Raw genomic sequence first — 17,248 nt, forward strand, 5'->3', positions numbered from 1 at the left:
ATATCCACAGCCTCAGGGTCGGACGTCGAGCCCGAGAGCGGCCGCGACGACCATCGCCTGGGTGATGTCGATGCGGGCGTCCCGGAGTGTGACGGTCACCGGGTCGAGCGTCGACAGGTCGGATCCACGCAGGTCGGCGCCGGTGAAATCGGCCTTCTGCAGGTACGCCCCGGACAGGTCGAGGTCCCGCAGTACCGCCTTCGGGGCCCGGACGCCGCTCAGATCTGCCTCGCGGAACTTCACCCCGGTGAACTCCGCGCCCTTCAGGTCCGCACCGGGCAGTCCGGTGAATGACCAGTCGCCGCCGGACACCTTCATCAGGCTGTACGTGCAGTCGTCGAAGAAGCTGCCGACGAACTTGCACCGGGCGAAGGTCGTGTCGAACAGCGAGCACCGGACGAACGTGCAGTTCACGAACGCGGCGTCGGCGTGCGTCGACGCGTTGAAGCGCACCCCGCGGAACGTGCACTCGTCGAACACACCGCCGCGGTTGTCCACCTCGGTCAGGTCACAGTCCACGAAAAGCACCCGCCGGTACGTCTGTCCGGACGGGTCCGCGTCGTCCCAGTCCCGGATCGTCGACTCGGTCGGCGCCGCCGGACGCCCGTCCACTCGATCGGCCATGGCGCCCAGAGTGCCACGCCGTACGGACAGATACGGACACAGTTGTGATGCTGACGACGGAGAACTCCCACGCGACCGACAAATACGGGCCGCACGATGGAGGAGTGACCGGAACTGAGCGGGTGATGGTGTTCGGCGCGGGAGGCTTCCTCGGCGCCAGGATCTGCGCGCTGCTCGCCGACCGGGGCATCGAGTACCGCGGGCTGAGCCGGACCCGGAGCGAGCCGTACCGGCGCTGCGACCTGGCCGCGGTGCACCCGTACGCGCTCGACACCCAGATCGGGATGTACAAGCCGACCGTGATCGTCAACGCGGTCGGCGCCACGGTCGGCGAGCCGTCCGACCTGGTCCGGGCGAACGTGATCGCGGTCGAGGGCCTGCTCGCCTCGGTCCGCAGCCAGGCCGACCATGCCCGGTTCGTCCAGCTCGGCTCCGCCGCGGAGTACGGCGGGGCGCCGCACGGCACCAGCCTGTCCGAGGAGAGCGCGCCGCGGCCGGCCGGCCCGTACGGCATCACCAAGCTCGCCGGGTCCGAGCTCGTCCTCCGGGCACAGCGGGCCGGTGCCGACGCCGTCGTCCTGCGGATCTTCGACGTGATCGGACCGGCGGCTCCGGCCAGCACGCTGACCGGCCGGGTGATCCGGGACCTGCGGTCGCGCCAGTTGATCGAGGTCGGGTCGCTGGACGTGTGGCGCGACTTCGTCGACGTCCGGGACGTCGCCGAGGCGGTGCTCGCGGTCGCGCTCGCGGACCGGAAGCTGCCGCCGGTGCTGAACGTCGGGACCGGCCGGGCGACGCTCGCGCGGGACGTCGCCGGGCAGTTGTTCGAGCTCAGCGGCCAGCCGGCGACGATCGTCGACGACACCGGACAGGAGACCGCACTCGGTGCACCGTGGCAGCAGGCCGACACCACACGCATCGGGGACGAGCTCGGCTGGTCACCGAAGATCTCCCTGGACCAATCCCTCGCCGACAGCTGGGCTGAGTCAGACTAGGTGCGTGGAGATCCGCTCGCTCAGTGAGGCCGCGCCGGATCGGGTTCCGCCGGCCGTCAACGAGGATCTCGTGGTGACCGGCCCCGACTTCGCCGTCGTACTGGACGGGGCTACTGCTCCGCAGGGCGTCGAGTCAGGCTGCCGGCACGATGTTCCGTGGCTGGTGCAGCAGCTCGCGCAGCAGTTGGCGCCTCCGCTGCTCACGCAGACGTCCGCATCGCTGCCCGACGTGCTCGCGGACGCGATCGCCGACGTCCGGGCCTCCCACGCGGACACCTGCGACGTCAGTAATCCCGACAGCCCGTCGTCCACGGTCTCGATGGTTCGCCTGCACGCGGATCACGTCGAGCATCTGGTCCTGGCAGACTCGCCCGTGGTCATGCGCTCCCCCGACGGTGAGGTCACCGTCCACAGCGACGACCGGATCGACCGGCTCCCGGAGCGGACCCTCGAGGCGGTCCGCCGGTCGCGTAATCGGCCCGGCGGCTTCTGGGCGGCGAGCACGGTGCCCGAGGCGGCGTACCAGGCAGTCACCGGGACGACGGACCGCGCCGACGTCGACGTGATCGCGATCCTCTCCGACGGCGCGTCCCGCTTCACCGAACGCTACGGGCACTCGTGGGACGAGCTGCTCGACGTACTCACCGTCGACGGTCCGCGACGGCTGATCGACCGCGTCCGGGAACACGACGCCGCCTGCGCCACACCGCGGTGGAAGCGGTACGACGACGCGAGCGCCGTCCTGCTTCAGGGACCGTAGGTCGGGAAACCCGGACCGGGGTGCTGCCGGCGCGGGGCGTACTGCGGCGGTTGGGGCGGGGACACGAAGTCCTGGACCCGCGGCGGCGCGAGGCGCTCCTGCTGCCAGCTTCCGACCTGGAGCAGCAGCAGCGCGGCCGTGACCGCCGCGACGACCAGCAGCACCGCCGCCACCGTGAACCCGATGTTGACGCCCAGCGCGAGGCGGACCATGAAGTCCTGCAGGTCGTAGATGTCGACGTACGAGCTGTTCGGATCGCCGCTGTCGGCGGCGTTGACCAGCCGGACGATCCAGACGATCATCCCGATCACCCCGGCCGCACCGCCGCCGACGATGATCACCCAGAAGGCGCTCCACGAGACCCACCAGGTGTAGAGCAGGGCGCGGATCCGGCCGGATCGCGCGACACCGGGCCGGCTGGGAGGCTCACTGGCGCGTGCGACGTCCTCGACGACCTGCAGCGGGTACCAGAACTGCACGATCGGGCAGAACCAGGAGCCGACGACCCAACCGGGCGACCTCCGGTGCATGCGCTGGACAGGCACGGTCGGGGTCGGGGAGAACGGCGAGTAGAGGAAGTCGACGTTGTCGCGGGCCCGCCACAGCCAGACCAGGAACGCGATCCCGGTCCCGACCAGCAGGTAGCCCACCAGGTCGAGCAGCGGTCCGCTGCCGGCGATCGACTCGAGGCCGCGGTCGATCTCCTCGTCGGAGAGCAGCCCGTACACGAACCGCTTCACCTCGCCGTACGAGCGCCACATCAGCACGCACTGGATCACGGCGCCGAGCGCGGTCACCCCCATCAGCGCAATGCTCACGATCGCCAGCGCCCGCAACGGCCGGTACTGCGGCACGACCGGCATCGGCCGGTACGGCATCGGCTGGTACGGCCCCGGACCTTGGTACGGCCCCGGATACGGCTGCGTCACACTCCACCTCCCCGGAGCCAAGTTAACCCCACGGCTGGAGTCACACCGCCGCGAAGGCCTCCAGCACCGCGGGCAGAGCCAGCTCCCGGTCCGCCGCCGACAGCCCGATCCGCGTCCGCCGATCCAGTACGTCGTCCGCGGTCAGTGCCCCCTCATGCCGGACCGCGAACTTCACCTCGGCGTACGTCGTCCGCAGCCCCGGCGCGATCGGGGCCTGCAACTCGGGCGGTCCGGCGATCACCTGCGGCGCCTCCACGCCGTACCGCTGGACGAACCGGGCGGGCGCCCTCACCGCGGCCAGGTGCACGCGATCGGCCGCGCCGACCAACGGGATCCGATGCGTCTCACAGGACCGCCGCACCTCGAGCGTCGACTGCGCGAGCGCTGTGTCGAGCGCGTCCTGTGCCATCCGGCGGTACGTCGTGAGCTTTCCGCCGACGATCGTCACCACGCCGTCCGGGCTGGTGATCACCGCGTGCCGCCGGGAGATGTCGGCGGTCTTGTCCTCGCCCTTGTGGTGGCCGGTGTCGAGCAGCGGCCGCAGCCCGGCGTACGTGCCGAGTAGGTCCGCGCGGGTCACGGGCTGCTGCACCGCCGCGCTGATCGTGCCGAGCAGGAAGTCGATCTCCGCGTCGCTCGCCCGCGGTACGTCGCTCACCGGGCCGGGCGCCTCCTCGTCGGTGAGGCCGACGTACACCCGGTCGTCGGGCGCCGGGATCGCCATCACCACGCGGCGCAGCTCGCCCGGCACCGGCACGGTGAGGACGGCGGACAACCCGCCGAACACGGACTGCGGCAACACCAGATGGGCGCCGCGGCTCGGGCGGAGCTTGATGCCGGAGGCAACCTGGTCGGCCCAGATACCGGCCGCGTTGATCACGATCCGCGCGTCCACCGACCGCCGGTCCCCGGTCAGCTGGTCGACCAGGACCGCTCCCCGGCCGGTGACCTCGGTCGCGGCGACGCGGGTCAGGATCCGGGCGCCGTACTGCGCCGCGGTGCGGGCGATCGCGACGACCAGGCGCGCATCGTCGTACAACTGGCCGTCCCAGGTCAGGAAACCGCCGCGCAACCCGTCCGGGCGCAGCGTCGGCGCGTACCGGAGGATCTCGGCCGAGCCGATCCGGCGGGAGTGCGGGAGGTAGTCGTCGCTGGTGCGCGCGAACGTGCGCAGGACGTCGCCGCCGAGGAACGCCGACCGCAGCATCGCGGCCTGCGCGAAACTTGCCTGCGGCAACCACGGCGCGATCTGCGGGACCGGGTGCACCAGGTGCGGCGCGGTGGACTTCATCAGGATGCCGCGCTCGACGGCGCTCTCGTACGCGATCCCGACATGGCCGGACGCCAGGTACCGCAGTCCGCCGTGCACGAGCTTCGAGCTCCACCGGCTGGTCCCGAAGGCCAGATCGTGCTTCTCCACCAGGGCAACGCTCAGTCCGCGCGCGGCCGCGTCCAGCGCCACGCCGGCGCCGGTGACCCCGCCGCCGATCACGAGCACGTCGACCGCGCGGAGCTCGCTCAGCTCCCGGGCCCGTCGTGCCGCGTTCAGACTCGCGTTGCCTACGGAGATCATGGCGTCAAGTACCTCGTGAGCATCGTCCGCAGTTCCTCGTCGAGCTTCGGGTACTCGTCCTTCTCGGCCATCACCGGGCCGGACACCGCGGACGCCAGCGAGACCAGGATGATCTGCCGGGCCAGCCACACGGGGTCGCCGTCGCGGATCGAGCCGTCGGCCTGACCCTGGCGGATGCCCTCCTCGACCAGCGCCAGGTGCGCGACCGTGCTGCTGCCGCGTCGCTCCAGCAGGTACGGCGTGAGGAACTCGGGGTCGAGCTCGATGATCTTCCGCATCAACGGGTGCACGCGGGTCTTCGCGACCACCTCGACAACACCCTCGACCAGGCGGGCGCGACCGTCGACGGCGTCCGGCTGGAACGCGGACACCAGCGCGATCGTCCACTCCCGGGTCATCAACGCGGCGACCACGGCCTGCACGTTCGGCCAGCGCCGGTAGAGGGTCGCGCGGGAGACCTCGGCGTGCCGGGCGATGTCGGCCATCGTCATCCGGCGCATCCCGATCGCGAGCAGCAACTCGTACGCCGCGTCCAGGATCCGCTCCTCGCCGATCGCGTTCGCCGGCGTCGGGCGCGTGCTGGTCTCTTGCTCCGATTCGCTGCTACGCTGAGACATCACACGTCAGAGTGTATCAGCGACTCTGTCATCCCGGAACTGTCCAGGGGAGGTGGGAGCCAGGGGGTCCCACCTCCCCTGGACGCTACCTCGCCGCACCACCTGAAAGGGAGTCAGCGATGACCGAATCCGACCTCCCGGTGGTGCAACTCACGCCCGGCCGCTGGGGCGACCCCGCCCACCCGGTCGACCTCCCCGCAGCCGCCCGGGAAGCCCTCAAACACCTAGGCGTCCACCGCCCCGCCCCAGCACCCAGCGCAGCGGCCGGTGGTGAGAGTGAGCTGTCTGCATCGCAGCTCGGGTTCTTGACGGCTGTTGTGGGCTCTGAGCACGTGGCGTCCGACTGGGACTCTCGCTGGGCGCACACGCGGGGGTACTCCACTACAGACCTGCTGCGGTTCCGCGCCGGCGACACCTCGGACATGCCGGACGCGGTCGTCTACCCCGGCACACACGACGAAGTGCAAGAGCTTCTGGCAGGTTGCGGGGAGCGCGACTTGGCAGTGGTCCCGTACGCCGGCGGCACCTCGGTCGTGGGCGGGCTCGCGCCCACTCGCCGCTTCATCACGGTGGACCTCAAGCGCCTTGACCAGCTGCTCGAGCTGGACGAGGTCTCGAGAACAGCCACGCTCCAAGCGGGCGTCCGCGGCCCAGCAGCCGAGGCGCTGCTGGCCGAGCGCGGCTACACGCTCGGCCACTTTCCCCAGTCGTACGAAGGCGCATCGATCGGCGGGTACGCGGCGGCGCGCTCGAGCGGTCAGTCCTCCGCCGGATACGGCCGCTTCGACCAGATGGTGGTGGGCCTGACCGTCGCCACCCCGAGCGGCACGATCGAGCTCGGCCGGGCCCCGATGTCCGCGGCCGGCCCCGACCTGCGCCAGCTCGTGCTCGGCTCCGAGGGCGCGTTCGGGGTCATCACCTCGGTCGTCGTACGGGTCCGCCCGCGGCCGACCGAGCGGCACTTCGAGGGCTGGCGGTTCGACACGTTCCACGCCGGCCTGACCGCCGTCCGGCGACTCGCGCAGGACGGCCCGCTGCCGACCGTGCTCCGCCTGTCGGACGAGGTCGAAACGGCGGTGAACCTGGCCGACCCGGACGTGCTCGGCGGCGGATCCGGCGGCGTCCTGGCGATCATCGGCTTCGACGGCCCGTACAACCAGGCGACGGCGGACGTGCTGACCGCGGCCGGCGGGCAGAACCTCGGCGAGGGACCGGGCGAGACCTGGCGGACCGGCCGCTACCGCGCGCCGTACCTGCGCGATCCCCTCCTCGACGAGGGCGCGCTCGTCGAGACCCTCGAGACAGCCGCGTTCTGGTCGCGCATCCCTGCCCTGAAGGCGGCCGTCACCGAAGCCGTCACCGGCGCGCTGAGCGCGACGCCGCCGTTGGTTCTGTGCCACATCTCTCACGTGTACGAGACCGGCGCTTCGCTCTACTTCACGGTGATCTGCGCCCAGGCCGACGATCCGGTGGAGCAGTGGCACGCCGCCAAACAGGCGGCGAACCAGGCGATCGCGGCGGCCGGCGGCACGATCTCCCATCACCACGGCGTCGGCACCGACCACCGCGACGCCTATGCGGCAGAGATCGGCCCGCTGGCGATCGAGGCCCTCCAGGCCGTCAAGCACACGCTCGACCCACACAACGTGATGAATCCAGGCATCCTGCTCCCCGAAGAGCGGCGCTTGACTTCAAGTTGACTTGAGGTACGACGGTGGCGGCATGACTCCTGAACCGTCCGATCGTCCCGTTGCTCTCATCACCGGTGCGTCCGCCGGCCTCGGGCTCGCCCTCGCGCACGGGCTGGCCGATCGCGGCTGGGCGCTCGTCATCGACGCCCGCGGCGCCGAAGCGCTCAAGGACGCCGCCGACGCCTTGGCCGACCGTACGGACGTCGTACCGCTCGCCGGCGACGTCACCGACCCGGATCACCGCGCCGACCTGGTGGACGCGATCGCCGAACTCGGTCGGCTCGATCTGCTCGTCAACAACGCCAGCTACCTCGGGCCGAGCCCGCTGCAAGCACTCGGCTCGGCGGACCTCGACGAGCTCCGCCGCGTCTACGAGGTCGACGTACTCGCACCGATCGCACTGACGCAAGCCCTGCTCCCTGCACTCACCACAGCGTCCGGCGTGCTGATCAACATCAGCTCCGACGCGGCCGTGGAGGCTTACGAGACTTGGGGTGGCTACGGCTCGGCCAAGGCCGCGCTCGACCACGCGACCCGCGTACTGGCCGCGGAGCACCCGGCGCTGGCGGTGTACGCCGTTGATCCGGGCGATCTGCGGACGGCGATGCACCAGGCCGCGTTCCCCGGTGAGGACATCTCCGACCGGCCCGAGCCCGCAACCGTCGTACCGGCGTTCCTCAACCTGCTGGACAGCCGGCCCGCGAGCGGCAGGTACCGAGCGGCCGAGTTCGCGCCGGCGGTGGCGTCGTGAAGGTGCACCCGCACACCCGATTCGTGCTGCCGGAGGCGCTGAACGCCGGCGAACCACCGGAAGCCCGCGGCCTGTCGCGGGACCAGGTGAAGCTGCTGGTCGCGGAGGGGTCGACCGTCACGCACACCCGTTTCGACCGGATCGGCGACCATCTGCGGCCCGGCGACCTGCTGCTGGTCAACACGTCGACCACCCTGGCGGCCGCCGTCGACGGCACGCCGTACACCGTGCACTTCTCGACGCCGCTCGACGACGGCACCTGGGTCGTCGAGCTGCGTAACGGCGGTCGTCCGATGTTCGACGGTACGGCGGGCGAGCGCGTGGAGTTGCCCGAAGGCGCGCTGACGCTGCTGGCGCCGTACCACGGCAATCGGCTGTGGATCGCCAAGCCGCCGGTCGACGATGTGCTCAGTTATCTGCGGCGGCATGGGCGGCCGATCACGTACGACTACGTCGGCAAGCGGTGGCCGCCGGCGTCCTACCAGACCGTCTTCGCGCGCGACCCCGGCAGCGCGGAGATGCCGAGCGCCGCACGTCCGTTCAGCTTCGAGCTGGTGAGTCACTTGGCGTCGGAGGGCGTCCTGATCGCGCCGATCGTGTTGCACTGCGGCGTGTCCTCGCTGGAGAGCCACGAGCCGCCGCAGCCGGAGCGGTACGACGTACCCGCGCACACGGCTCGCCTCGTCAACTGGGTCAAGGCGAACGGCGGCCGCGTCATCGCGGTAGGCACCACCGCCGTCCGCGCCATCGAGACCGCCGCCACCGCCGACGGCACAGTCACGCCGTCCCACGGCTGGACCGACCTGATTCTGAGCCCGGACCGTCCGCCGCATGTAGTCGACGGCCTGATCACCGGCTGGCACGCCCCCGAGGCCTCACACCTACTCCTCCTGGAGTCGGTAGCCGGCCCCGAACGGGTCCAGCACGCCTACAACGCCGCGATCGCCCACCACTACCTCTGGCACGAGTTCGGCGACAGCTGCCTGCTCCTCCGCTGACGTTGGCGGTTCAAAGTGCAACTAATTGGCCTAGGCCACAAATTGTGCTCAGTTGGGTAAAACCTGGTGACAGGCCGGGCGCGGTACTCGTCTAATCAGGTGACGTCCCGACGGGGGACCAACTGGTAAGGACATCCACATGAGCCCACGCGCAGTGGACAAACGGGCCCGCCCCGGCAACGAGCATCAGGCCGTGCAGCCGGCCGCGCCGGAGACGCCCAGCGCAGTCACAGCGCTCCAGGCCGCCGATCACCCCAAGCGCATCTCCGAGCACAAGCAGCCCACCAAGGCCGCCTCCTGAGCTCAGGCGTTCTGTTTGTCGCGGCGGTTGTGATCTGAGAGCCGGACGAAGATCCAGCCGATCGCGGCACCGGTGACGAAGCCGCCGAGGTGGCCTTCCCAGGAGACGCTCGGGATGGCGAAGGACAGGAACGCGGTGACGGCGACGTACATGATGATCCAGGTGATGTCGAGGCCGCGGGCGCGGCTGATCACCAGGAGGGCGCCGACCAGGCCGAGGACCGCGCCGGAGGCACCGAGCGTCGCGCCGCCGGGGGACGACAGCAGCCAGACCGCGACGCTGCCGCCGATCGCCGACAGCAGGTACAGGAGCGTGAACCGGAGCCGGCCGAGCATCCGCTCCAGTGGCGGGCCGAGCTGCCAGAGCATGAACAGGTTCGAGAAGATGTGGAAGAACTGCCAGTGCGTGAAGGCTGAGGTGAGCATCCGCCACGGCTCGGTCTCGACCAGGACCGGGACCATCACCAGGTCGCCCAGGAGCTGCGGGCTGCCGACGCGGACGGCGATGAAGACCAGGAGGTTCAGCGCGATCAGCGTGTAGGTGACGACCTGCTGGCTGCCGGCGCGCTGGATGCCCCCGAGTGAGGTCCGCGTGCGCGGGATCGAGCGAACGCCCTCGTTGAAGCAGTTCGGGCACTGGAAGCCGACGGCGGCGCTGTTCATGCAGTCCGGGCAGATCGGCCGGTCGCAGCGCTGACAGCGCACCCCGGCGGGCCGATCCGGGTGCCGGTAGCAGACGGTCTCGGTCACGCGGGTTGCGTCCCTCCCCTGGAAGCGCGGGGCCGACGGTGCGCCGGCCCCGCGGGAAACTCAGGCGTTCTTGCGCTCGACGACGACCTTGTTGATGACGATCGGCTCGAGCGGCCGGTCGCCGGGCGCCGTCTTCGCGGTGGCGATCGAGTCCACGACCTTCTTCGACTCGTCGTCGACGACCTCGCCGAAGATGGTGTGCTTGCGGTTCAGGTGCGGGGTCGGCACCACAGTCACGAAGAACTGCGAACCGTTGGTGCCGCGGCCGAACTGGATGCCGGCGTTCGCCATCGCGAGCAGGTACGGACGGTCGAACTGGAGCTCCGGGTGGATCTCGTCGTCGAACTGGTACCCGGGCGTGCCGGTGCCGGTGCCGAGCGGGCAGCCGCCCTGGATCATGAACCCGTCGATCACCCGGTGGAAGCCGAGGCCGTCGTAGAACGGGCGGGTGACCTGCTGGCCGGTCTCCGGGTCGGTCCACTCCTTGGTGCCCTCGGCCAGGCCGACGAAGTTGCTCACCGTCTTCGGCGCGTGGTTGGGGAACAACCTGATGACGACGTCGCCCTTGTTCGTCTGCAGGGTTGCGTACAGCTCTTCGGCCACGGGAGTCACTCCTAGTCGGAATACAACGGCTTACCCCTCGATCCTGTCATGTGAGTTCAAGAACAACCGCATCGACCGGCGGAGCAGGACGCCCGGATCGGCACGATGTGTACGGAGAGTGCGGTGGGGGCACCGGGTTATCGGCTCGTGACGTCGTACGATGCAGATGAAGCCGGATTTGTCCAGAGCCGTAACCAGATGGAGCCCATGTCGCCGATGGGCGGGAGAGCTGTCCGCTGGGGCGGGTGGCACCGAGGAGGGAACCGTGGGTTTGAGGAAGTCCAAGGGCCGGGTCGAGACCGCCAAGGACCGGGTCCGGCCACTTGCCGAGTCGGCGTCGGAGAAGCTCGGACCGGCCGTCGGCCAGGTCCGTGAGCACCTCGCACCGGCTGTGGGCACCGCACGGGAGAAGGTGTCGCCGTACGCCGAGAAGGCCGTCGAGCGGGGCGCGCACCTCGCCAGCCAGGCGGTGGAGAAGGCCGGCCCGGTGCTCGACGACGCACTCGCCAAGGTGGGACCGGCGACCGAGCACGCGGCCGAGAAGGCGCGTGAGCGACTGAACGACGACCTGCTGCCGAAGGTGACCGCCGCGCTGGCGACCCTGGCAGCCGCCGCCGAGCCGGTCGTCGAGGAGACCGCCCGCCGGGGCAAGGCCACCAAGGCCGCGCTCAAGGGTGAGCTCGACGTGCCGAAGAAGAGCCACAAGCTCCGCAACGTGGCGCTGTTCCTGGGTCTCGGCGCACTGGCCGCGGCAGCGGTGAAGAAGCTGCTGACCCCGCCGGAGCCGGCCTGGCAGTCCACGCCGACCAGCGGTCGCGACTACAGTTCGGCCCCGGCCGGGACGGCGTCGCGCCCGACCGACACCACGACGTCGTCCAACGGCCAGACGGATGCGAAGCCGGGCTCCGAGGCCAAGCCGGACGCCGCCACGACCGACGCCGCCAAGACGGAGGCAGCCAAGACAGAGGCAGCCAAGCCCGACGCCTCCAAGGCCGAGGCCCCGAAGGCGGAGGCCAAGGCCGACGAGGCCAAGGATGACGTCACGGCCGCTTCGAACGGCGTTGCGAAGAAGACCACGACCAGGAAGTCGACGGGCTCCAGCGAGTCCAAGCCCAGCGACTCCTGACACCACCGCAACGGCGAAGGTCCCGAACCCAGGTGGGTTCGGGACCTTCGTCTGTCCGGGTCCGGACGTCGCCTTGCGCGAACGACGTCAGTTGGCCTCGGGCTCCGGGTCGCCGGACTTCGCGATCGTGTAACGGCCGGCGGACAGCAGCTGGGTCGCGTACCGGTGCGTGATGCACGGGTAGGTGCCGCCGCAGCTCAGGCAGACCGCGTCGTTGCGGTGCAGCCAGGGGACGACCTTGAGGCGCTTGGTCCAGGTCAACGGCTCCCGGTCAGGGGCGTGCATCCGGAGCGCCGCGCGCGCGGCGTCCTGGATCTCCGGGGCCGACCATTCCTCGGCACTCTTGTTCATCAGGGCACTGAGGTCGGGGTGGAGGTGGTCAGTGGTGCGGGCTTTGTTCATTTGTATGTCTTCCAAGGCAGGTGGGAGGACGCCTGACGGATGGCACTGAATCACTCGCTTCAAACGTTAGTGCCCCGCAATGTCAGGCGCGCTCCGAGACGACCCGCCCGGGTGTCAGATCTTCGTTAGTTCCACAGCGTCTCGAGGGTGACCCGGGCCTCGAGCTCGAGCAGGTGGCGCTTGGTCGGGATGCCGCCGCCGAAGCCGACCATCTTCCCGCCGGCGCCGACCACCCGGTGGCAGGGCACGACGATCGCGATCGGGTTGCGGTTGCACGCCGTCCCGACGGCGCGGGCGGCGCCGGCGTCGCCGACGACCTTCGCGACGTCGCCGTACGTCTGCATCTCGCCGTACGGAATCCGGGTGAGCTGTTTCCAGACGGCGCGCTCGAAGTCGGAGCCGCCGCGCACCGACAGCGGCAGGGTGAACTCCTGGAGCTCACCGGCGAAGTACGCCTTCAGTTGCTCGGCGGCCTCGGTCAGCAGCGGGTCGGTGCCGAGCCGCCGGTCGGTGGCCCCGAAGTGCAGCCGGCAGAGCCCGGTCTCGTCGACCGCGAGCGTGAGGTCGCCGATCGGCGAGTCGACCACGGACCAGTCCATGGGACCATCCTCCCCACCCGGACCGACATTTTCTGGCAGGAATGCGCCACGGACCGGCCGCAACCGGATGTTCTCGCCCGGTCACGCCCTGTTGTGCTATGCCTGATCCATGCCGAGCCGGGCGTCGCAAGTACCGCTGGACCGGTGGTTCAGTTCCGAGCGGGCGATGGGTATGGGTGCCTCGATCCTGATCGGACTCGTCACCGTCACCACGTGGTCGACCGCGTGGTCGGACTGGAACCTGTACCGGACCCGCAAGCTGTACGCCGACCGGCCGGGCAAACTGGCCGAGGCGGACCTGATCTCCGGCTCGCTCGGGATCGTCGCCGCGCTGGCGCTGCTCGCGGCGGCCGTGGTGTTCATCGTCTGGCTCTGGCGGGTCCGCTGGAACGCGGAGATGTTCTGCCGCGGCGAGCACCGCTTCACCCGCGGCTGGGTGATCGGCTGCTGGCTCGTCCCGGTGGTGAATCTCTGGTACCCCAAACAGGTCGTCGACGACGTGATGGCGGCCAGCGATCCGCGCACCGACCCGTTGACGCCGGCGCTCAAGGACATCCCGGGCACCCGGCTGGTGTGGGCCTGGTGGCTGACCTGGGTGGTCGGCCTGGTCACCGGAAACATCGTGCAAAGAGGCGTCCTCGTCGGCGCGTCGCAGCTGGGAGACCTGCGGACCAACGTCATACTGTCCTCCGTCTCGGCGCTGTTCACCACCGCCGCGGCCGTCTTCGCGGTGATCCTGGTCCAGCGGATCGACGAGCTGCAGACCCAGCGTCCCTGGGTGCCGTGGTGGGCGGTCGGGACACCGCACAGTGGCTTCCAACCCCCTGCGCGGTAAACCAAACCGTCACGCCCCGTCCGGTGCCTCGTTACCAATGGTGATGGGCGTACGAAAAGAACACGTTAAGTCGACACCCTCCGTGCTGGGGCCGACTGCCCTGGCATACCTACTTCGTGGTATCAATGTGGCTCGGTCACGCGGGGGCAGGGCCAGGCAGACAAGCCGGACAGACGACGGAGTTCCAGCAACGCGAGGGACGCGAGACGTGAGCCACCCGCAGGCATTGATGACTGCTGTCGAGGATCAGGAAGAATGGCAGCCGCACGCGGCTGAGGAGTTCCAGCAGGTCGGGACGGTCGGGAAGATCGCCATCGGACTGCTCGGGGCCTCGACGGTCACCCACCTGTTGTCCACCTGGTCCGACTGGAACACGTATTCCGTGGTGCACCGCTATCTCGGCGGGATGCCGAACGTCGACGACGCGGACCTGAACCGCGCCGACGCGATCGCCAAGGTCACCGCGATCCCGAATGTGGTCGTCTCGGTCGCGGCCGCGGTCGTCTTCGTGATCTGGTTGTGGCGGGCCCGGGTCAACTCCGAGGTGTTCTGCCAGGCGGACCACCGCCGCAGCCACGGCTGGGTGCTGGCGAGCTGGTTCTGCCCCGGCCCGAACCTCTGGTACCCGAAACAGATCGTCGACGACGTGTGGCTCGCCAGCGATCCGAAGACCCCTGTGTACAGCGACGACCTGCGCCGGTTCAGGACCCCGACCCTCACCTCCGTGTGGTGGGTCGCCTGGATCGGCGCTCTCGCGTTCGACGTCGTGGTCCGCCGGTTCCTGATGTGGATGGAAGCCACCGTCGGATCGCTGCGCGGGATCGCCCTGGCCGGTACGGCGTCGCTCGTGCTGACGGTCGTCTCCGCGATCGCCGCGACGATGGTGATCCGCAAGATCAACCACATGCAGACCACCCGCAAGTGGGTGCCGTGGTGGGACCAGGGCCCGAAGCTGAGCGCGGTCCCGGCGTACGAGTCCGCCGCCGTCCCGTCGTACGCGAACGACGACACCGACGAGCAGCCGGCGATCTCCGAGCCGATCGCGTCCGGTCCGGCGCTGGGCCTGGTCCGCGAGCCGCAGCTGCAGATGGCCGGTGCCCCGGAGGCGGCCGGCCCGTTCGCCCCGGCCGCCCAGGCCACGACGCCGTTCGCGCCGACCGGTTTCGCTCCGGCCCCCGCCGCCCCACAGACCCCCGCGCCGTACGCTCCCGCGCCGCAGGCTCCCGCTCCGTACGCGCCGGCCGCCGAGCAGGCGCCCGTGCAGAGCCCGTTCGCGCCGCAGAACTTCCCGGGTGACGGCGCGGCCGCACCGGCCGCGTTCGCGGGTAACCCACAGCTCGACGAGGGCCCGAAGTGGAGCCCGTTCGCCCCGGTCGTGGAGAACTGGCGCGACGACGACGCCGGTCCGGCCACCGAGCAGTTCAGCCCGATCGAGTCGTGGCGGGACGAGAAGCCGGTCGAGGAGACGACGTACGAGGCTCCGCAGCAGAGCTGGGAGGACTACCGCAGCTCGGTCACCGCGGACGTGCTCGGTACGACGGGCAGCTGGCGCGACGAGGCCGCCCCGATGACGGTCGTCCAGCCGGACCCCTACGCGTACCAGCCGGAGCCGGAGCCGGCTCCGCAGCCCGCCGAGGAGCCGTGGGCGGCGCGCTACTCCGAGCCGTACTCCTACGAGTCCGACTACCTCACCTCGACGGCCTCCCCCGTGGAGGCGCAGACCGCACCCGAGCCTGAGCCCGCGCCTGTTGCGCGCGCCGGCCGCCGGGCCGCTCGGGTCGCGGTCGACAGCCCGTCGGCGATCCAGCCGGCGGTCCCGGACAACACGACGCACGCGGCGCCTGCCGAGACCTACTCGGCGTACTCGGACCACAACGTCTACGGCCGGTCCGAGCACACCCAGCCGTCGTCCCACGTGTCCGCCTCGTCCGGGTACTACGAGCCCGCGCCGGCCCCGAGCCACCAGGAGCAGGACGACTTCCTGACCCCGTCGAAGCCGCTCCCGCCGGTGCCGTCGTACGGTCCGGAGCCGACGTACTCGTCGAACAACGACTACACCGACTACGGCTCGTCGTACACGCCGGACTACTCGTCGTCGTACAGCTCGAACACCTCGAACGGCTCGAACGGTTACGAGTACGACAGCTACAGCAGCGAGTACAACAGCACCGAGACGTACGAAACGTACAGCCCGAACTACGCCACCGAGTCGTACCCGTCGCAGTACGAGCCGGAGCAGACCGAGTACCAGCAGCAGTCGCCGTACCAGTACGAGCAGCAGCAGCCTGCTGACTCCGACCAGCCGACCGGTCCTCGGACACACGGTCGCCGTGGTCGCTGGGGCGTCTGATCTGATAGCGGTATGCGTCTAGGTTTCGCCACCCTCGGTTGTCCCGGAGCTCCACTCGACGACGTCCTGGCACTTGCCCGGGACAACAAGTTCACGGGTCTGGAGCTGCGGGCCGCGCCGGACGAGTTCACGCACACCGGGCTGTCCGCGGCCGAGCGGCGGGAGCTGCGGACCCGGATCGAGGACGCGGGCCTGGAGATCTTCGCGATCAGCAGCTACGTGAAGCTGTGCGCGGTGGAGGACCAGCCGCTGGAGGCGCATCTCGAGCTGGCCGCCGATCTCGGTGCGCTCGGCGTCCGGGTGTTCCCGGGTGACCAGACAGACGACCAGACAGGCGACGGTACGGCGGAGGACCCGAGCGCCGGCGAGATCCGCGCGCTCGATCGCGTCACGGCCGCGCCGCGCGACGTACCGATCCTGCTGGAGACGCACGACTCGCACTCGACCGCCCGTCAGGTCGCCGCGTTCTGCGCGCTGCTCGACGCCGATGTCCCGGGCCACAACGTCAAGGCGCTCTGGGACAGCTCGCACACCTGGTCGCACGGCGAGACTCTCGCCGAGTCGTTCGCGCTGTTGCGGCCGTGGCTGCAGGTCGTCCAGTTCAAGCAGGCCGATTCGGGGCAGGACTACCGTCCGGTCGCGATCGACGCCGGCGACTTCCCGATCGGCGAGCTGATGACTGTGCTCGACGGTACGGACTACCCGCTCTCACTCGAGTGGGAGCTGAAGTGGCACCCGCAGTTGCCGTCCCTGGCCGAGACCCTGCCCGCCGTTCACGCCTGGCTGGGATCCGGCGCGGTCAGGTAGCGGGCCAGCGTCGGCCCGAGCCAGGCGACCACCTCGTCGTCGGGCATCTTCGCGATCGGCGGGAAGCCGAGGATGTAGCGGCACAGCGCGAAGCCGAGCACCTGGCTCGCGACCAGACCTGCCCGGACCTCGGGCTGGTCGACCGCCTGCACCCGCAGTGTGGGTGCGAGCTGGGCGGCGAAGATGCCGCGCATGCGCTCGACCGCGACCTCGTTGGTGACCGCGGTCCGCAGCAGGACGCGCAGTGAGTCGTCCGCCTCCCATCGCTCCAGGAAGTGCCGCACCAGCACCTGCCCGAGCGACTCCAGCGGTACGCCGTCGAAGTCCGGCAGCCGGATGTCGAACTCCGCCGCCGCGGCGAACAGCTTCTCCTTGTTGCCGTAGTACCGCATGACCATCGCCGGGTCGATCGCCGCGTCCGCCGCGATCGCCCGGATCGTCGCCCGCTCGTACCCGTCCTGGGCGAACCGTTCGCGGGCCGCCGCGAGGATCGCCGCGCGGGTCCGGTCGGACTTCTTCTCCGTCATGCCCGCAGCAT

The 17,248-nt window shown here is 70.2% G+C and carries 19 protein-coding genes; 10 read left to right on the top strand and 9 right to left on the bottom strand.

Annotation, left to right across the window (positions count from 1 at the left end):
* Positions 1 to 12 precede the first annotated feature (12 nt).
* Positions 13 to 624, bottom strand: coding sequence for a pentapeptide repeat-containing protein (locus tag AB0L64_RS01870; protein ID WP_363706709.1), 612 nt, complete (start codon positions 622 to 624; stop codon positions 13 to 15).
* Positions 625 to 728: 104 nt separating this feature from the next.
* On the opposite strand from AB0L64_RS01870, the gene AB0L64_RS01875 reads away from it, so the two are divergent.
* Together AB0L64_RS01875 and AB0L64_RS01880 are read left to right on the top strand one after the other, a co-directional pair.
* Entirely contained in the window at positions 729 to 1,619 is an 891-nt protein-coding gene (locus AB0L64_RS01875) for an NAD(P)-dependent oxidoreductase (protein ID WP_363706711.1), read from the top strand.
* Between the two features lie 4 nt (positions 1,620 to 1,623).
* Positions 1,624 to 2,379 carry a protein phosphatase 2C domain-containing protein gene (locus AB0L64_RS01880; RefSeq protein ID WP_363706713.1) on the top strand — a complete coding sequence of 252 codons (756 nt, stop codon included), beginning with the start codon at positions 1,624 to 1,626 and terminating at the stop codon, positions 2,377 to 2,379.
* Here AB0L64_RS01880 and AB0L64_RS01885 read toward each other — a convergent pair.
* Genes AB0L64_RS01885 through AB0L64_RS01895 form a run of 3 tightly spaced genes read right to left on the bottom strand, consistent with a single transcriptional unit; the run spans position 2,367 to position 5,498 of the window.
* Positions 2,367 to 3,308, bottom strand: a complete 942-nt coding sequence (locus tag AB0L64_RS01885; protein WP_363706715.1) for a DUF4328 domain-containing protein — start codon at positions 3,306 to 3,308, stop codon at positions 2,367 to 2,369. The two genes, AB0L64_RS01880 and AB0L64_RS01885, sit on opposite strands and share 13 nt — an antisense overlap.
* 40 nt (positions 3,309 to 3,348) lie before the next feature.
* Positions 3,349 to 4,881 carry a glycerol-3-phosphate dehydrogenase/oxidase gene (locus tag AB0L64_RS01890; RefSeq protein WP_363706717.1) on the bottom strand — a complete coding sequence of 511 codons (1,533 nt, stop codon included), beginning with the start codon at positions 4,879 to 4,881 and terminating at the stop codon, positions 3,349 to 3,351.
* Entirely contained in the window at positions 4,878 to 5,498 is a 621-nt protein-coding gene (locus tag AB0L64_RS01895) for a helix-turn-helix domain-containing protein (RefSeq protein WP_363708077.1), read from the bottom strand. Before AB0L64_RS01895 ends, AB0L64_RS01890 begins: the two co-directional genes overlap by 4 nt.
* A gap of 119 nt (positions 5,499 to 5,617) precedes the next feature.
* Between AB0L64_RS01895 and AB0L64_RS01900 the strand changes: the two genes are divergently transcribed.
* The 4 genes from AB0L64_RS01900 (at position 5,618) to AB0L64_RS01915 (ending at position 9,239) form a co-directional block, all read left to right on the top strand.
* A complete protein-coding gene (locus AB0L64_RS01900) occupies positions 5,618 to 7,198 on the top strand; it encodes an FAD-binding oxidoreductase (RefSeq protein ID WP_363706719.1) in 1,581 nt (526 codons plus the stop codon).
* A gap of 22 nt (positions 7,199 to 7,220) precedes the next feature.
* Positions 7,221 to 7,940 carry an SDR family oxidoreductase gene (locus AB0L64_RS01905; RefSeq protein ID WP_363706721.1) on the top strand — a complete coding sequence of 240 codons (720 nt, stop codon included), beginning with the start codon at positions 7,221 to 7,223 and terminating at the stop codon, positions 7,938 to 7,940.
* A complete protein-coding gene (locus tag AB0L64_RS01910; protein ID WP_363706723.1) occupies positions 7,937 to 8,938 on the top strand; it encodes an S-adenosylmethionine:tRNA ribosyltransferase-isomerase in 1,002 nt (333 codons plus the stop codon). Before AB0L64_RS01905 ends, AB0L64_RS01910 begins: the two co-directional genes overlap by 4 nt.
* A 139-nt stretch (positions 8,939 to 9,077) precedes the next feature.
* The gene (locus AB0L64_RS01915) at positions 9,078 to 9,239 is read left to right on the top strand and encodes a hypothetical protein (RefSeq protein WP_363706725.1); all 162 of its coding nucleotides are present in this window, start codon (positions 9,078 to 9,080) and stop codon (positions 9,237 to 9,239) included.
* A 2-nt stretch (positions 9,240 to 9,241) separates the two neighbouring features.
* Here the strand turns inward: AB0L64_RS01915 and AB0L64_RS01920 are convergent, their stop codons facing one another.
* Positions 9,242 to 9,988, bottom strand: coding sequence for a rhomboid family intramembrane serine protease (locus AB0L64_RS01920; protein WP_363706727.1), 747 nt, complete (start codon positions 9,986 to 9,988; stop codon positions 9,242 to 9,244).
* A 60-nt stretch (positions 9,989 to 10,048) separates the two neighbouring features.
* Positions 10,049 to 10,579, bottom strand: coding sequence for a peptidylprolyl isomerase (locus tag AB0L64_RS01925; RefSeq protein ID WP_355694291.1), 531 nt, complete (start codon positions 10,577 to 10,579; stop codon positions 10,049 to 10,051).
* Positions 10,580 to 10,856: 277 nt separating this feature from the next.
* On the opposite strand from AB0L64_RS01925, the gene AB0L64_RS01930 reads away from it, so the two are divergent.
* On the top strand, positions 10,857 to 11,717 hold the full coding sequence (locus AB0L64_RS01930; RefSeq protein ID WP_363706729.1) for a hypothetical protein: 861 nt from the start codon (positions 10,857 to 10,859) through the stop codon (positions 11,715 to 11,717).
* An 87-nt stretch (positions 11,718 to 11,804) separates the two neighbouring features.
* Here AB0L64_RS01930 and AB0L64_RS01935 read toward each other — a convergent pair whose 3' ends face one another.
* The gene (locus AB0L64_RS01935) at positions 11,805 to 12,068 is read right to left on the bottom strand and encodes a hypothetical protein (protein ID WP_363706731.1); all 264 of its coding nucleotides are present in this window, start codon (positions 12,066 to 12,068) and stop codon (positions 11,805 to 11,807) included.
* Positions 12,069 to 12,244: 176 nt separating this feature from the next.
* Positions 12,245 to 12,718 carry a methylated-DNA--[protein]-cysteine S-methyltransferase gene (locus AB0L64_RS01940; protein ID WP_363706733.1) on the bottom strand — a complete coding sequence of 158 codons (474 nt, stop codon included), beginning with the start codon at positions 12,716 to 12,718 and terminating at the stop codon, positions 12,245 to 12,247.
* Positions 12,719 to 12,827: 109 nt separating this feature from the next.
* Here AB0L64_RS01940 and AB0L64_RS01945 point away from each other — a divergent pair, with 109 nt between their 5' ends.
* From AB0L64_RS01945 to AB0L64_RS01955, 3 genes are all read left to right on the top strand, one after another.
* Positions 12,828 to 13,553, top strand: coding sequence for a DUF4328 domain-containing protein (locus AB0L64_RS01945; protein ID WP_363706735.1), 726 nt, complete (start codon positions 12,828 to 12,830; stop codon positions 13,551 to 13,553).
* 229 nt (positions 13,554 to 13,782) lie between these two features.
* Positions 13,783 to 15,903, top strand: a complete 2,121-nt coding sequence (locus tag AB0L64_RS01950) for a DUF4328 domain-containing protein (RefSeq protein ID WP_363706737.1) — start codon at positions 13,783 to 13,785, stop codon at positions 15,901 to 15,903.
* 12 nt (positions 15,904 to 15,915) lie between these two features.
* On the top strand, positions 15,916 to 16,710 hold the full coding sequence (locus AB0L64_RS01955; protein WP_363706739.1) for a sugar phosphate isomerase/epimerase: 795 nt from the start codon (positions 15,916 to 15,918) through the stop codon (positions 16,708 to 16,710).
* Here the strand turns inward: AB0L64_RS01955 and AB0L64_RS01960 are convergent.
* A complete protein-coding gene (locus AB0L64_RS01960; RefSeq protein WP_359934842.1) occupies positions 16,677 to 17,237 on the bottom strand; it encodes a TetR family transcriptional regulator in 561 nt (186 codons plus the stop codon). The genes AB0L64_RS01955 and AB0L64_RS01960 overlap by 34 nt on opposite strands.
* Positions 17,238 to 17,248: the final 11 nt, after the last annotated feature.

The sequence above is a fragment of the Kribbella sp. NPDC051936 genome (genome assembly GCF_040680955.1).
GTDB lineage: Bacteria > Actinomycetota > Actinomycetes > Propionibacteriales > Kribbellaceae > Kribbella.